Genomic DNA, 16748 nt, shown 5'->3' with positions numbered 1-16748 from the left:
TTATCTGGTTTTGATTATTCCACCAAGGCAAAAATTAGACCTCAATGAGGTAAACAGGTTTACCCTGTTAAATTTGCCGTCAAAAATAGATAGTATGCGAGCAGTCCACCTAATGATTTGTGTTGTTTTATTAGCGTCATGCACCAGGCAAACATGTAGAGAATCTGTTGAGCCGAAAAAGGTGGTACTCAAAGTTGAAAGGCTTGAGCAAGAACTTTTCAACAGTGAGTCAACCAAAGAAGTGGAGCGCTTCCTACAAAACAATCCGGATTTTGCTCAGCTATTTCTTCATTCAGACCAGTATCCGGCTGATTCAATTCTGGCGAACCGGATGTTTGGATTAATCCAAAACCCATCCATTGATACCCTTTACCAGGAGTCAGTTGCTGCGTTTAAAGATTTTGATGAGGTAGTTGCCACAATGGAAGAAGGACTTGGCAGGTTAAAAGTATTTTACCCAAACGCTCCCTCTCCAATTGTTCAAACATGTGTGACCGGACTCTACAATGACCTTTTTATTTCGAATGAGCACATCATGATCGGAATGGACTTTTTCGTCGGCCCGGATGCAACATATAAGCCTCAGCAAATCCCCAATTATATCTTGCAGCGCTATACTATTGACCATTTAGCTGCCAGCATTCTTCAGTTTATCTCCAGCCAGTATATAGCCAAGAGTAAAGGCGATGCGATGCTTGCAGAAATGATTGATTATGGGAAGTCCTATTACCTGCTGAGCAAAATTTTACCCTGTACACCAGGCAACATTTTGATAGGATATACAGAGGAAGAATGGGAGGATATTTATGAAAATGACGCAATCATCTGGGCCAACTTCATACAAAATGAATGGCTATACGAGACTGACCATACGATGAAGCAGCGCTTCTTGGGGGAGCGACCAAATGTCTATGAAATTGGAGACAAATGCCCTGGCCGAATTGGCAGGTGGCTGGGCTGGGAAATTGTAGAAGCCTATGCAGAACGAACTGGTGCTACCATTCAGGACATCATGTCAGAAACCGATTTCAATAAAATCTTCACCGAATCGAAATACAAACCATCTGGAAGCTAATTTATTCCCCTCCCTGGAGGGGCTAGGGGTGGGTTATGCCGTCAAAATATAAACCTCAGAGTCAGTTACCTCAAACTTGTATTCGTTATTAAAGATTTTGAGGAGCTTAGTGATCTGAATATCCTTATCGTAATACAGTTCAGCAAGCTTTCTGCCATTGCGCTGATATCTGGCCAGGAGTTCCGGAGATTCCAAAAAGACTTTCAGTTTTCTTACAAATTCGGTTCTAGAATAGGGATTGTGATGAAATCCGCATTTGTTTTTACGGATCAGGTTCTTAATCCACCCATCAAAATTGATAATGGTCAGCTTGCCGGATGCTAAGGAATCAAAAAGCTTATTCGGGCTCCCTGTGCCCAGCACTTTCACATCTTTAAAAGACACATAAACCGCATCACTTTTAGCAAGCAGATTCTTAACACAGTGTTTACTCGAATGAGGGTAAAATGACACATTCTTTAGTCTTTTGGCCATCCTCTTCAATTGACCCAACTCCGATCCATACCCTATGATATTGAAATGCACAGGAAGGCTCGATTCTTTGCATTGCTTCGCAGCTTCTATTAAGTATTCCAGGTGATTCGCTTTTCCAAGTGCACCACAATAGGTGATTTGAAATCGGTTATTCTCACTGAAATCTCCAACACTGTAGTCAGCCTCAAAAAATGAGCAATCTGCCATATTTGGAATCACATACACTTTGGTATTTGGGCTAGCTTTCTCTATGTAATTTCTAATTGCTGGTGATAATGCAATTACTTTTTCGGCTTCAAAGTAGAACCTCTTTTCAAGGGAATAAAGCCATTTTTTCAACCACCTGTTTTTAATTACTCCCATCTGCACAGGTGCCTCTGGCCACAAGTCTCCTACTTCAAAATAGTATGGCAGATTCAGTTCCCTTTTCAGATACGTTGCTATAAACCCGGTAGTTAGCGGAGTGGTCATCACATACGCCAAATCATGTTTCGATAGCTTTTTGGCTTCTTTTTTGGCAAATTTTACAAATAGAAAGAATGCCCATATTCGCTGAATGAACCCGAAGCTATTGTCATAAACCACAGGCAAGTAGTGAACTTTAATGCCATCCACTTTTCTGACCTCATAAGCAGCATTGTGCGCAGTAATCATTGTCACTTCATGACCTGCATCTACCAATCCTTTAGCCAGATAATAAGACCTTATTGATCCTCCCTCCTCAGGGGTTTTAAAATACTGATGGACGTATAAAATTTTCATCCTTGCCTTAAAGATGCAGCCTTCCCCATTAAAATCAATTCCTCTTTCGAGGAAAACAACCTTAGTATCGGCAACTACTACAAAAACATAGAGATGTTAAATAAAATTTTTCTCAAAGTATTTACAAAAATGGGTGATCTCACATTTCTCACATTGTGGTTTCCTCGCCAGACAAACGTACCGTCCGTGGAGTATCAGCCAGTGATGGGCACGGGAAATGTATTCTTCAGGGATATGTTTGACTAGCTGCTTTTCTACTTCCAAAGGGGTTTTGGCTGTTTGGGTCACCAGCCCCAGTCTCTTTGACACACGAAAGACATGCGTGTCCACCGCCATGGCAGGCTGATTGTAAAGCACAGATACAATCACATTAGCAGTCTTTCTTCCTACACCTTGAAGAGAGGTAAGTTCTTTGATAGTGGTGGGAATTTCAGAATTGAAATCTTCAACAAGCTTATTGCTTAAGGCAAGGAGGTGCTTCGTCTTATTATTTGGATAGGAAACACTGCGTATATAAGGAAACAGTTCGTCAAAGTGACTGGCGGCCATGTGCTCCGGGGTTGGAAAATCCTTGAACAAGGCAGGCGTAACTTTATTGATCCTTGCATCGGTGCACTGGGCACTCAGCACCACTGCTACAAGTAGCTCAAACGGATTAGAGTATTGCAACTCGGTTTCCGGTTGTGGATAAGATTCTGAAAAGTATTTGACGAATGCTTCGTACCGCTCCTTCTTGGTCATCGCCTAAAATTAGGCAGACTTCCGAGGTTTTGGAAACCTCGGAAGTCTCTTAATTTTCAGCTACCAACCGAAAGATTTTTCGATGCATAAAGAATCCTGGAAACAACCTCCTGTGGAGCCTTAAATGTCACAGCATCCAAAGCAGATTTTGCTGCTTCCAATTCATCCAATCTTGATCGGAGTTCCATGTCAGCACACAGCGATTCTTTCATCTCCAATCGCTCGTCCTCATTTAGCTCGTCGTATAGAAATCTTACTAAATCATCTTCTGTAAAGGTTTTTGTCATACGCGTTTTGGGTTTGCTCAAACTTTTTTCTCAAGTTTATCAAAGCATACCTCATCCTTCCCAGCGCCGTATTGATACTTACATCAGTTGCATCAGCAATTTCCTGGAAGCTCATCTTCATGTAGTGTCGCATAACCAACACCTCACGTTGTGAGTCCGGTAAATCTTTGATGTAGGCTTTCAGAAGGTTGTAGGTATCTTGTTTGATATGTTCTTCTTCAATTGACGACTCTGAGAAATCAAGCGTATTAAACACACTGCTTCCATCCTCCATCACAATCAAAGGATATCGCTTGGCTTTTCTAAAGTGGTCTATAGACAGATTATGAGCGATTCTTAGAATCCAGGGAAGAAATTTCCCTTCCTCATTATACTTGCCAGATTTGATAGTACGAATTGCCTTGATGAAAACCTCCTGCATGAGATCTTCGGCGGTGTACCTGTCTTTTACAATTAAATAAATTGTGGTAAAAACCCTGTCTTTATGACGATTGAGGAGTTCCTCAAATGCCTCTTCGTTTCCTCCAATGTAGAGGGATAGCAATTCACTATCATTCAAACTTGTCTTATTCATGTAATTCACCTGTTTGTTAACGTAGAGGTCTATATCATATTGTAGGGTTTAGGGTTAGAAATAATTTTATGCGGACAAGAATATAAAAAATCAACAACTCGGAAAAGTCTGCACCTTATTTTTGCGCCACTCGAACCGAATCCTTTTGTTAGTGTTTCATAGACAGGCACACCCCTAAAATGGTTGGAAAAATTGACAATTTAGATCCCAAAGAATACATCCTCATCAAAGGAGCACGGGTGAATAATCTGAAAAACCTTGATGTGGCAATCCCTCGAGATCAACTCGTGGTGATCACAGGATTATCAGGTTCGGGAAAATCATCCCTTGCATTTGACACGCTATTTGCAGAGGGACAGAGAAAATATGTAGAGAGCCTGAGCTCGTATGCGCGCCAGTTTTTGGGACGGATGGAGAAACCTGAGGTAGACTACATCAAAGGCGTAGCTCCCGCAATTGCCATAGAGCAAAAAGTTTCTTCCAAAAACCCAAGATCTACGGTTGGTACCACTACAGAAATCTACGATTATCTGAAGTTGCTCTTCGCGCGCATCGGTAAAACCATTTCTCCGGTTTCCGGAAAAGAAGTAAAAAAAGATACCGTTACGGATGTTGTCAACTACATCCTTTCTCACGAGGAAGGTTCGAAGCTGATGATCACAACACCACTCAAACAAAAGGAGAAAAGATCTTTAACTAAGGAATTAGAAATCCTGATGAGTAAGGGCTACACCCGCATCATGATTGGAGATGAGGTGGCTTTCATTGAGGATTTGCTGAAAAATAATGAGAAGCCAAAGGAAGCAATCGAAATCCTGATTGACCGGGCGGTTGTTCAAAACGATGAAGCCACACAGTTTCGTTTGGCTGACTCTGTACAAACTGCATTCTTCGAAGGAGAAGGCGACTGTTTTGTAACCATCGTAGGGAAAGGAAAAAAGAACTTTTCAGATCGATTTGAACTGGACGGAATGGTCTTTGAAGAACCTTCGGTCAACTTTTTCAGCTTCAATAACCCATACGGTGCTTGTAGAAAATGTGAAGGGTTTGGAAGAGTTTTAGGAATCGATCCTGATTTGGTGATCCCTGATCGTAATCTATCGGTCTATGAGGGTGCTATAGCTCCATGGAAAGGTGAAACCATGAAAAAGTGGGCAGAGCCTTTGTTGAAAGATGGTATCAGGTTTGATTTTCCAATCCATCGTCCGATTGCTGAACTCACGAAAGAGCAATACGATCTTCTCTGGTCTGGTAATGAATATTTTGATGGACTCAATAAGTTCTTCGTGCATTTAGAATCCAAGCTCCACAAAATCCAGTATCGCGTGATGCTCTCTCGCTACCGGGGGAAAACCACCTGTCCGGACTGCAGAGGAACAAAGCTTAGAAAAGATGCAAGCTACGTCAAGGTCGATAATCATTCGATTACTGACCTGGTGTTGATGCCTGTGAAGAAACTTCGCCCATTTTTCGATTCTATCAACCTGGGCAAGCACGATGAAAAAGTTGCTAAGCGTATCCTTGAAGAAATCAAAAATCGTCTTTCATACCTCGAACAGGTTGGACTTGGATATCTCACTTTAAATCGGCTGACGAATACACTTTCCGGTGGAGAGTTTCAGCGAATCAAGCTGGCAACTTCCCTTGGCAGTGCGCTGGTTGGTTCTATGTACATTTTGGATGAGCCAAGTATTGGACTTCACCCGAGAGATACGGATCGATTGATCGATGTATTGAAAACATTGCGCGATGTTGGGAATACAGTGATTGTGGTGGAGCATGAGGAGAAGGTAATGGAAGCTGCAGACCAGATCATCGACATTGGTCCCGATGCAGGCGTGTTTGGTGGAGAACTTGTCTTCCAAGGTAAGACCTCAGACATGAATGGAGAGACCAACTCCTACACTTCTAAATATCTGCAAGGAAAAGAGACGATTCCTGTTCCTGAACGAAGAAGACCATGGCGATCCTCCGTTCAAATTGAGGGGGCTCGAGAAAATAATTTGAAGAATATTGCTGTAGAAGTACCACTGGGTGTGTTAACGGTTGTTACGGGTGTGAGTGGTTCCGGCAAGTCCACGCTAGTAAGAAAAATCTTACATCCGGCAATTGGTAAGCAGCTGGGACAAATCGGGGAAGCCTCTGGCAAGTTCACAAACTTAACCGGCAACTACAAAAAAATTACACAGGTAGAATTTGTAGACCAAAACCCGATTGGAAAAAGCTCTCGTTCCAACCCGGTCACATACGTAAAAGCCTATGATGCCATTCGTCAACTTTTTGCTGAGCAGCCCCTATCTAAAACCAACAATTTCAAACCAGCACATTTCTCGTTCAATGTTGATGGTGGAAGATGTGAGGTTTGCGAGGGAGAGGGTACCGTAAAAATCGAGATGCAGTTCATGGCTGACCTTCATCTGACGTGTGAAAACTGCGGTGGCAAACGATTCAAGAAAGAAATTCTTGAAGTCAAATACAACGACAAGAATATTGCTGATGTGCTTGACCTCTCAGTTAGAGAGGCATTGGAATTCTTCGAGGGAAACAATGCCATCACCAACAAGCTGCAGCCACTCTTTGACGTGGGGCTTGGGTATGTGAAACTTGGACAGGGATCAAACTCGCTAAGTGGTGGAGAAGCACAAAGAGTCAAGCTCGCCTCCTTTCTTTCAAAGGGAAGCAAGACAAATAATACCGATCACATCCTTTTTATTTTTGATGAACCAACTACCGGCCTCCACTTTCATGATATTAAAAAATTGCTGGATGCAATCAACGCTTTGGTTGATGGGGGTAATTCAGTGGTGATCATCGAGCACAATACCGAGGTTATAAAGAATGCCGACTGGATCATTGATCTTGGTCCCGAGGGAGGAGAAGAAGGTGGTAATGTTTGCTTTGCAGGATTGCCGGAGGATCTGGCGAAACTGAAGGATAACTATACTGCTCAGTATTTGAAAGAGAAGCTATAGCTATTCAGCGTCTATTAAATACTTTCTCATTCGATGGTTGATGCTTCCAATATTCGGTGTGTCGTTGGGATTGCTCTCAATTATTCCAGATAGGAAACCTATTGCTCTTTCTTCAAAACCCAAAGCACTTGCAACCTTCTCGCTGAACTTGATTTCACTTAGTAAAACCTTACCGTCAATCTTCATCAGCTTGACCATGTAAATGAGAATATCTACTTTCTCATCAAAATTAAGATCCTTAATCAAGTTTCCGGTTTTACCTGCATTTTTAAGAAGCTCTTTAAGATCTCCCATGGATAATCCCTCGAGCTCCGCTAAGTGTCGAATAAATTCTTTTTCAGAGCTGTCGAAATCACCATCTGCCTGTGCAATTCCTACCAAGGCTCTAAACTTTACAACATCTTTCATGAATCAATGCATTTATTATTTACCAAGATGTTAAGAAATACCCACTTATCAGCCAGGCTTGCCTTACTAATAGATGAGTCGGCCTTTGTTATCGATTGAGAAGTAGGCCATTAAACGTTGATCAACCTAAGAATAATATTAACTAGTCGTCTTAAGGTTTTGAGACGAAATCCTTCATTTTAGTTTGAATAGCACTCCAATTTGGAGGCACGCTCTTGTCTCTGTGAACCATTTCAGAAAGAAAGCCAATCGACTTCTCATCAAACCCAAACATTTTAGCCATCATCTGACAAAATTTGATTTCGCTAAGAAATACCTTGCCATCTGCTTTCATGATTTTTACCAGGTCAGCCAAGATCTCGATCTTACCATCAAAGTCTAGATTGAAAGCGATGGGTTTGTTTGCGTCTTTACTTTCAAGTTCTTCCTTTACCAATTGTTGCAATTCGGACTCCTCGATTTGATTATCTCGTGCTAGCTCTTTAAGAAGTTCCATTTCCTCTTTCTCTAACCTATTATCAATTAAGGCCATTCTGATTAGTGCACGGAATTTTTCTAGTTTGTTCATTTGAAATTGGGGTCAGTTTTTTCAACAAAAAGACCTCAATTAAGAGATACTTGAAATGCGGGGTAACATCAGAAATGAGTAAGTTTTTTTACTAACTAGTTTATGGAAATCAATTATCGAAATAAGCTCCAAGCTTCTTCATGTTCTCCTCATTCACTTCTACATCATACTTCACTTGACCCGCTTCTATAAGAATAACACGATCACAAGATTCAGCTATATTTTGAAGATTATGACTTGAAACAATCACGCACCTGCCTTTCTCTTTTTGCGCTCGAATCAGTTTTCTCAGCTTTGCTTGTGATGTGGGGTCCAAATGAGCAAAAGGCTCGTCCATGATGATGTATTTAGGGTCTCCTGCCAATAGTGACAAGACACCAATTCGCACTTTTGTCCCGGTAGACAAATCCCGAATATACTTTTTGTTCTCATCGATATCCTTATTAGAAAATTCAGCATAATCAGAGAGTAGCTTCTCCACATCAAACCGGGAGTTTTTCATCTTTAACATGAAGCTCAGATATTCCTTTGGCCTTAAAAACTCAATGAGGAAAGACTCATCTATAAATGCATTTAAATGATTTTGCCAGTCTGCCGAAATATTCACCGGAACATCTTCCACTGAAACATGTCCATGATCTGGCTTCAGCAAATCCAGAACAGACTTAAAAAAGGTCGTTTTTCCTGCGCCATTGTTTCCTACCACACCTATGCACTCACCAGGGTGGATTTCCAGGTCATCAATATCCAGGGCACGTACACCTCCAAATGATTTCTTCAACTTTTTGATCTTGATCATGCTTTAAAACTTTGTGACAAATGATACTTTCTGGATTGATATTTTTTTGCGATCAAATCCGTAATTGGGTGAAAGAGCACTAACCCTACTAATCCGATACCACCAAGTAACAATCCTGCATTATTACCCAAGAAACTTACCCCTATTCCATAAATCATTAATGGTAGCAAAATGACTAAAAAGCTGCTAACGAAAATCGGAGCAGTCATCATACCATTGTAGTTCATGAATGAGTTTTCCGTTAGAATAATCTTCGTGTCATTTAGCGTGGATCGGTAAAGGACTAGCGGAATCGTAACACCAATATTGAATAGAAAAACAGTGATCAGGTCTATCCAACTTAACCCGTTTATTAATGTGGGAATAGATGTAAACGTTAAACCAACAAAACAGGTACCAACATAAAACAAGTACCGGGTCTTTATAAAAGCCTTTGGAGAAATATTGGTGATTAAAAAGTCAAAATAGCTCCCTTCCCATCCAAGGGAATAAACCCCATGCTGAATAATGAAAAAACCAGTTGCGATAAAAAATATTAATGTCCCAATCATCCACTCTGTATCCCCGTCTACGAGAAAAGGTAGCAGCAAAACACTAACCATACCCAATAGTAAATTACTCCTGGTACGCTTATTCCTCACCAGCAATGCCCACTCTAGTTGGAATACCGGATTTTTAAAACTTAATACGGGTAAAGCATCCAGCAGTCCTGATGCTTTTTGTGCTTTTTCCACCTCTCTGTGCTCGATGGATGATTTTACCATTCGATAAGAACCAAAAATCGCGATTCCAAAGAAAACCAGAGCCGTAATTGGCTGAATAAGAAGGTTTGAGACTGTGAGATTTGGAATAAATAGTTCGATGATTAGAACAATTAAAACAAGCCCCATGAGAAGGGGTTTTAGCCTTCTTTTTGAGAATTGTGTCAGTATCCCTAAATAATGATTTGCAAGCCACCAGATAGCCACTGATAAGAAGGCCATATTTCCCAACCAGCCAGCAGCTTTAGTAGCCATCATGATCATTGAGAGGAATAATATAAAAGGTATGATGCCGAATAGCGAAGTAAAAAGATACTGTGAAGCTATCTCCTTCGACTTATCACACCACAAGACATAATACTTAAGCTTAGGAAGTGGCCTTCTAAAAACTAATCGGATGACTAAATCCAGAAAAACATAAATAAGTAACAAGAAATGATAGTTTGAATTACCCGATACATAAGCACTCAAGTAACCCACATATGCATCTAATGAATCATATGAAAAATACATGGAACTGCCGAATATGATTGACAGCACAGTAAATGCAAAAACTTCACCATCAAAAGAAGTGCTTCTGACAATAGACTGATAGTGATGTCTTATATAGAAAAGATCCATTCTAAATGTGTTAGTGACGCTCCGTTAGTATCATTGCAATCTAAAAACTTACACTGGGCATGAGAAAAAAAATTGTAGCTGGAAATTGGAAAATGAACTGCACGCTTCCTGAGGGAAAAAAATTAGCTTCGGAAGTCATCCATATGGTACAGGGTGAGGTGAATAATGAAGCAGACGTAATCCTAATTCCACCTTTTATCCATCTCACTGGTATTCAAAACCTGATTGGTTCATCGAAGAACATTTTTCTTGGTGCTCAAAACTGTCACCAAAGCCAAAGTGGGGCATTTACCGGGGAAGTTTCAGCGGGTATGCTTGTTTCTTGTGGAGTAACGTACGTCATCCTTGGGCATAGCGAGCGCAGAGAATACTTCGGAGAAACTGATGACCTCCTTGCGGAAAAAGTAAGCTTCGCGTTGGAAAACCAGCTTATTCCTATCTTTTGTTGCGGCGAAAAGCTGGAAGTTCGTGAGGCTGGCAAACATGAGGATTTAGTCAGTATGCAGGTAGAAAAAGCATTGTTTGGACTCTCCGAAGATCAAATCTCAAAAGTGGTGATCGCATATGAGCCTGTTTGGGCAATTGGTACCGGTAAAACGGCAAGTGCTGATCAGGCGCAAGAAATGCATGCGTTCATCAGAAAGCAAATAGCTGCAAAATACTCCCAGGAAACAGCAGATTCCATTTCCATTCTTTACGGAGGGAGTGTCAAGCCAGAAAACGCAAAGGAGATTTTCTCCCAGCCGGATGTGGATGGCGGTTTGATCGGTGGGGCGAGCTTAAAATCGCGAGACTTTACAAACATTGTAAAAGCATTTGATTAATGGATTTCATCACCATCAAAGTATCATGTGACTCAGCACTTACTGATGTGCTCATCGCTGAGCTGTTTGAAGCAGGGTTTGATTCCTTTCAGGAGTTTGATGATGGTTTTGAAGGGAGCTGTGAGCAGTCTCAATTTGATGAAGAAAAGGTAGGGGTCTTATTCAACCAGTTTCCAAATGTCTCTTTTACGGTTAAAGAACAAGAGAAGGTCAACTGGAATGAGGAGTGGGAAAAAAACTACGACCCCATAATCGTTGAAAACCGATGCATCGTTCGTGCATCATTTCATGATTCCCGACCAGAATTTGAATATGAGATCATCGTCACTCCTAAGATGTCCTTCGGAACTGGACATCATGCAACGACTTACCAGGTATTAAATTACCAGATGGATTTGGATCATTCAGGCAAAAAGTTCCTTGATGTGGGTACTGGAACAGGCATACTAGCGATAATGGCGGCTAAGCGTGGAGCTAGTGAAATAATAGCAACTGACATTGATGACTGGTGCATCGAAAATAGTGAGGAGAATTTTGCGTTGAATGATGTAAAAGACGTGGAGTTGATCAAGGGTGAAATTGAAGAGGTGAGGAAATCTAAATTTGACATTGTAATCGCCAATATCAATAAAAACGTGCTTCTGGATCAAATAAGTGATTACGCCAAAAGGTTAAAATCTGATGGCCAACTCATCCTCAGTGGATTTTATGAATCTGACATTTCCGATTTGGAAAATGAAGCAATGAAAAGTGGACTATACAAAATTCATTCAACCACCAGAGATAAATGGGCGATGCTCGCTTTAGAAAAACGCTCCGTCTAAAACCGACGTTTATGTACGGTACAGTGGGGACTTATAAATATCTTTAACGCTTGATGCGCTCGCTTTTATTATTTGTAATGGCATCTGTGCTAGTGATTATGACAGCACATGCCCAACGATACTCTGAAGATAAAACGGAGTTTCGGGCACAGGCTATTGCTAAGCTCAAATCCATCGGAACAGAATCAGCGAATAAGATTGCGTTTGATTTTCAGAACGCATGGGATGGTAAATTCACCGATGCGCAGCAAAACAAAGCACACCAGATTGCTCTGACGATGCAGCAAAAAGGATATCAGTTTTATCCTTATTTCTACCACTATTTTACCTATCTGGCCTATTCAGTAACACAGGAAAACCTGCAAAGAGATCAATTGGACAAGGTGCTTGAGATTAATGAGCAAGTTGTACGCACACTATCCAAATCGCAATACAGGGAGTTTCTTTTTGGATTAAATATCTATTTCGCCCGAAAATATTTGAGCCTGGATAAAAACCTCTCCGTGCAGGCACTCGATGGAAGCTACGAGTTCAAGCTGCTGGACGAATACGTTGACGTACAGCCTTTTCAGGAGGAAGCCATAGCGGAAGATACCGCAGAGTTAATCACAGAAGAAACCATGCCGGTAATCGAGGATGAGCCAGCAGAAGACTCCTGGGGAAATGATTCATGGGACAACTCCAACGATAGCTGGGGGAATGATTCGTGGGGCAATGATGATAGCTGGGGTGATTCTGACGATTCGTGGGGGGACGACTCTTGGGGTGGTAGTGATGACTCATGGGGAAATGACGATAGCTGGGGAAACGATTCCTGGGGGAGTGTGGAAGAGGAAGAGCCCGCCTATGAAGCACCAAAAGCAGTGAGGCCAAGCTACTCGCCTGCCATTCAAGATTATCTTACGCTGAAACAATATCAGTATGTGCACCCTGAACCAGAAGGGCCAGTTATCGAAGTAAAAAATGCACGAATCGTAATGGCCACACCTTTTGACTCTCTGCGAATCAAAAGTGTGAATGGTTCTTTTTTACTTCAAAACAGAACATTATCGGCAGAACAAGGATCTCTAGACTGGCCTGGTCAAAATACAAAGTTTAGAGGGGCTGTTGTTCAGCTAAAAGAATTTCACCTCAAAAAAGATCGGCCATCGTTCTGGACCCCTAATGCCACCCTGCAATTTGATGAACTTGCCGGGGGTGAAATTGAAGGCGTTTTTGAATACAACAGCGTCAGACGACCAAAAAGAGCACTTTCAAAATATCCAATCTTCACTTCAAACAATGCCAATCATACAGTAAAGCTGACAGATGATAAGCTCAGCTATACAGGTGGCATTCAGCTTAAAGGCAATCAACTGTTTGGAAAAGCTGTCTCACGGGATCCGGGCATACTTAAAATTCTGGACGGAAAGGGCAATACAGTTGTATTGAAATCGAGCGAGTTTGTATTGGGAGATTCCCTTGTTTCGATGAATAGTGGATCAATCACCATTCTTCATGGTAGTGATTCCATTTATCACAAGTCTGTTCGTGCTAAGTATGATGTATTGACGAAAGAACTAAAGGTCCTTCGGAACAGTAACCTTACCCCTTACAAGTCCACCTATTTTGATGTTACGATGAACGTAGATTTGATCACATGGAAGATGGAAGATGATTCTATTGCAATGGAAATCATGAATGGCAAAGACCTGCTTCCTGCTTCCTTCGAATCAGAAGACTTCTTTAATATGATTCGTTACAGAAAGATGGGGCGCTTTCTTGACTTCCATCCGATTAACGCCGCTGTATACTACGCTCGGAAATACAACCTTGAAGAGTTTTATGTAGGAGAGTTGGCCCTGGAGTATGACATAAACGAAAACTTTGCAAAAGCAGCAGGAAAAGTGCTTTCCCAATACGGGTTTGCGGACTACAATGCAAGCACAGGAAAGCTGAAGTTACACCCAAAAGCGTTTATGTACTATGATGCTTCGGCCGAAAAGGTTGATTTCGACAACCTGATGATTCCCTCGAAAATAAAAAACGGATCAAATGCACACCTCGTTTTGGACAGTGGTCAATTAAAAGTAAGAGGGGTTAGTCGGTTTTATCTGACAACCGACTTCAAAATCTACGCAGAGCCCATTGATAGTACTGTGACTTTACTCAAGGGAAGAAACCTAGAGTTTGATGGTATGGTGAAGGCAGGGGATTTTCAATATAAAGGCTCAGATCATCAATTTGATTATGAAGAGTTCATCATCAACATGCCTCAAATCGACTCAATGAAACTCACTGTTCCTTTGAGAGATACCACTAAAGCGGATTCTGAATTTGAGATGGTAGAATTGAAAAACGAACTCACAGAAACCTCAGGTACCCTTCACATTAATAGTAGCGACAATAAATCTGGCATTAAAGAAAACAGACGTTACCCTTACTTCAACTCGGACAGCCAAGCCATCGTCTATTTCGATGGAAAAGAGGTTTTAAATGGTGCGTATGACAAATCTGTGCGTTTCGTTATCCCTCCATTTGAGGTGGACAGCATTGAGCGGGAAGATGGTGCAAGCATCACCTTTGACGGCACATTTAATTCAGGAGGAATATTCCCAACTTTTCCGGAAACCCTTACCATCCAGGAGGACCGATCACTTGGGTTTACCCACCAAATCCCAGAAGAAGGATACAACCTTTACGAAACGGAAGCCAAAACCTATGAAGAAATTCGATTGAGCAACAAAGGAATGCGAGGTTATGGACAGATTGACTTTCTTACTACAACCATCTATTCCGATGACTTTATTTACTACCCTGACTCGGTGACAACAGATGGTACTGGCGGAGTGATTTCTCCGGGAAACTACAAAGGAGCCAGCTACCCGGAAGCAGTGATTGGAGCTTATGATATGTATTGGCTGCCACGTAAAGACAGCATGTATCTTCGAACCGTAGGTGAGCCATTTAAATTTTATAACTCAACAGCAGAACTTGAAGGTTTTGCTAACATCACCACAAATGGTGTGTATGGTGGAGGGACGATGCTTACAAGAGGATCTAAAGCGATATCTCAGGAATTGAATTTTAAGGAATTATCATACGGTGCACGCCATGCACAGTTTGAAGTTTTGACAGATGACCCTGAAAAGCCCGCAATGGCAGGTGATGACATTCGTCTGGATTTTGATCTCACCAATAATACTGCAACAATTCGTCCTGAAAAAGTCGGGGTGGCGGCCATCTCTTTTCCGTATGCGCAAATGAAAACCTCCATTACAGAGGCTATTTGGGATTTGGAAGATTCAGTAGTTACTATGACCAAGCCTGACAATATCCCGATAGAGGACTCCTACTTCTACACCACCAGGGAAGATTTGGACTCCCTAGCCTTTAATGCGGAAAGAGCAGAATATGATATAAACTCTAAAGAGCTACTGGTGCATGGAATCCCCTACATCATTGTGGCAGACTCCAAGATTATTCCTGAAGGAAATGAAACCACCATTTTAGCTAACTCTGTACTGCAGGAGTTTAAAAATGCAGAAATCATCATCGATACCTTAAATGGATATCATTATTTGGACCGTGCCAATATTCGAGTAATCTCACGACTCAAGTTTGAAGGCGATGCATATTATCAACAGATAGTAGGTACAGACACATTCGATATACGATTCGATAGTTTTGAATTGCAGGAGGTGCCCGTTGGAGAACCAGACCGTCGTGGTAACTATGAGACACGATTAATGACTGTTTCTGGAGGAGAGGTGATGGAAAACCAGAATGTGATCATCTCCCCTGGATTTTTCTATAAAGGCTCAGTGACTATGTATGCTTCAAAGCCCGCACTTGAGCTGGATGGATTAGTTAAACTCGATTTAGCCGACCCAGATTATAACCACTGGGTACAGTTTAAACGAACCGAAGGGGAAAGAAATGTTCAGTTACCTTTTGATAACGCTCTATTAGAAGGAGGAGAAAGGGTGTATGCTGGGATTCATGTCAATATTAGAGATGAGCTGTATACAACATTTGTCGAGCCTAAAGAAAATGGTACCGACATGAATTTTTTTGTTTCCAGTGGTACCCTCTCATACATTGATTCTATCAAAACCTATCGAATAGAAAATCCGGCCAAAACTGATGGCTCTTCGTATCAGGGCCACTCCATGCTGTACACAGACACTTTGAAGTCGTTTGTTTTTGAAGGCAAATCCAACTTCATCAATCCACTGAATGATCAAATAACTGTTGATGCTTCTGTTTTGGGAGTTGGCGATATTGAAAAGAATGAATACACCGCTGACGCGATGTTCGGCATGACGTTTCCTGCTCCCGATGGTGCCTTCGAAATCATGGCTCAGGATCTTACTGATATCATCGAACGGATCGGTCCGCCATTGGCCAACGACATCTCACTGAAACTGCTTTACAAACTGGCAAACTTTACCAATGATGCTACCGCCAAAGAGTATGAGCAGTCAAGCTTAAAAGACTATACATCGCTGGCCTCAGTTTCGAAAGAACTGGAACGCCAGCTACTTATCTCAGGGGTAAAGATGAAATGGGATGGAAGTCAAAAAGCATGGCACAATACCACTAAGCTGGCTATATCTAATATTTATGATAATGATCTCAATGCCAAACTAGATGGGTTTTTAGAAATCAAAAAAGATGAATCAGGAGCTGAAGTGGTGAATTTATTTATTCAAGCTGCCCCTGGAATCTGGTACTACATAGGGTACACCTTCAACCAGCTAATTTTATATTCTTCCAATTCCGAATTCAATGAACTAATAAAGTCTAAATCCAATGTTGAAAACTCCAAACCCGGTGAGCTCATCTTGGCTGTAGGAGATACCAACGAAACGCTTGGATTTATTAATGACTTCAGAAAAAAATACTTCGGCATAGAAGAACCTTACAACCTGGTTTCTCCAGATGAAATCAATGTAGAAGATGAAAATTTCGACACCATCGAGGAAGATGAAGACGATGGTTTTGGGTTTGATTAAACCTTATCGCAGCTATTTCGTGTAGAGCTTCTCATCCTGCGTTAAGTTTGCCAAAAAATTA

General features: G+C 41.4%; 13 protein-coding genes. 5 read left to right on the top strand and 8 right to left on the bottom strand.

Going from position 1 to position 16748, the window contains the following annotated elements; genetic code table 11:
* Positions 1 to 94: 94 nt before the first annotated feature.
* The gene (gene gldB, locus ACXAH9_RS10625; RefSeq protein ID WP_474894835.1) at positions 95 to 1075 is read left to right on the top strand and encodes a gliding motility lipoprotein GldB; all 981 of its coding nucleotides are present in this window, start codon (positions 95 to 97) and stop codon (positions 1073 to 1075) included.
* Between the two features lie 33 nt (positions 1076 to 1108).
* On the opposite strand, the gene ACXAH9_RS10620 is transcribed toward gldB, so the two are convergent.
* From ACXAH9_RS10620 to ACXAH9_RS10605, 4 genes are all read right to left on the bottom strand, one after another.
* Positions 1109 to 2311 (bottom strand): glycosyltransferase family 4 protein, encoded by a 1203-nt coding sequence (locus ACXAH9_RS10620; RefSeq protein ID WP_474894834.1) that lies wholly within the window; start codon positions 2309 to 2311, stop codon positions 1109 to 1111.
* Positions 2312 to 2407: 96 nt separating this feature from the next.
* Positions 2408 to 3052: an endonuclease III gene (gene nth, locus ACXAH9_RS10615; protein WP_474894833.1), complete on the bottom strand. Its 645-nt coding sequence runs from the start codon at positions 3050 to 3052 to the stop codon at positions 2408 to 2410.
* A 56-nt stretch (positions 3053 to 3108) separates the two neighbouring features.
* Positions 3109 to 3339, bottom strand: coding sequence for an anti-sigma factor family protein (locus ACXAH9_RS10610; RefSeq protein ID WP_474894832.1), 231 nt, complete (start codon positions 3337 to 3339; stop codon positions 3109 to 3111).
* Positions 3314 to 3913, bottom strand: coding sequence for an RNA polymerase sigma factor (locus ACXAH9_RS10605; protein ID WP_474894831.1), 600 nt, complete (start codon positions 3911 to 3913; stop codon positions 3314 to 3316). Before ACXAH9_RS10605 ends, ACXAH9_RS10610 begins: the two co-directional genes overlap by 26 nt.
* A 179-nt stretch (positions 3914 to 4092) precedes the next feature.
* On the opposite strand from ACXAH9_RS10605, the gene uvrA reads away from it, so the two are divergent.
* Positions 4093 to 6885, top strand: a complete 2793-nt coding sequence (gene uvrA, locus ACXAH9_RS10600; RefSeq protein WP_474894830.1) for an excinuclease ABC subunit UvrA — start codon at positions 4093 to 4095, stop codon at positions 6883 to 6885.
* Here the strand turns inward: uvrA and ACXAH9_RS10595 are convergent, their stop codons facing one another.
* From ACXAH9_RS10595 to ACXAH9_RS10580, 4 genes are all read right to left on the bottom strand, one after another.
* Positions 6886 to 7293: a tellurite resistance TerB family protein gene (locus ACXAH9_RS10595; RefSeq protein WP_474894829.1), complete on the bottom strand. Its 408-nt coding sequence runs from the start codon at positions 7291 to 7293 to the stop codon at positions 6886 to 6888. It abuts the gene before it with no gap.
* A 151-nt stretch (positions 7294 to 7444) separates the two neighbouring features.
* On the bottom strand, positions 7445 to 7861 hold the full coding sequence (locus tag ACXAH9_RS10590; protein WP_474894828.1) for a TerB family tellurite resistance protein: 417 nt from the start codon (positions 7859 to 7861) through the stop codon (positions 7445 to 7447).
* A 109-nt stretch (positions 7862 to 7970) separates the two neighbouring features.
* The gene (locus ACXAH9_RS10585; RefSeq protein ID WP_474894827.1) at positions 7971 to 8660 is read right to left on the bottom strand and encodes an ABC transporter ATP-binding protein; all 690 of its coding nucleotides are present in this window, start codon (positions 8658 to 8660) and stop codon (positions 7971 to 7973) included.
* The gene (locus ACXAH9_RS10580; RefSeq protein ID WP_474894826.1) at positions 8657 to 10042 is read right to left on the bottom strand and encodes a DUF5687 family protein; all 1386 of its coding nucleotides are present in this window, start codon (positions 10040 to 10042) and stop codon (positions 8657 to 8659) included. Before ACXAH9_RS10580 ends, ACXAH9_RS10585 begins: the two co-directional genes overlap by 4 nt.
* A 59-nt stretch (positions 10043 to 10101) precedes the next feature.
* Here ACXAH9_RS10580 and tpiA point away from each other — a divergent pair, with 59 nt between their 5' ends.
* The 3 genes from tpiA (at position 10102) to ACXAH9_RS10565 (ending at position 16687) form a co-directional block, all read left to right on the top strand.
* On the top strand, positions 10102 to 10866 hold the full coding sequence (tpiA, locus tag ACXAH9_RS10575; protein ID WP_474894825.1) for a triose-phosphate isomerase: 765 nt from the start codon (positions 10102 to 10104) through the stop codon (positions 10864 to 10866).
* Positions 10866 to 11690: a 50S ribosomal protein L11 methyltransferase gene (gene prmA / locus ACXAH9_RS10570; RefSeq protein WP_474894824.1), complete on the top strand. Its 825-nt coding sequence runs from the start codon at positions 10866 to 10868 to the stop codon at positions 11688 to 11690. The genes tpiA and prmA overlap by 1 nt, the downstream gene beginning before the upstream one ends.
* A 77-nt stretch (positions 11691 to 11767) precedes the next feature.
* Positions 11768 to 16687 (top strand): hypothetical protein, encoded by a 4920-nt coding sequence (locus ACXAH9_RS10565; protein WP_474894823.1) that lies wholly within the window; start codon positions 11768 to 11770, stop codon positions 16685 to 16687.
* The last annotated feature ends 61 nt before the right edge of the window (positions 16688 to 16748 follow it).

Source organism: Ekhidna sp. ABH4_415, assembly GCF_056161305.1.
The sequence above is the reverse complement of the archived record's forward strand: the minus strand, read 5'-3'. Positions and strand labels throughout refer to the sequence as shown.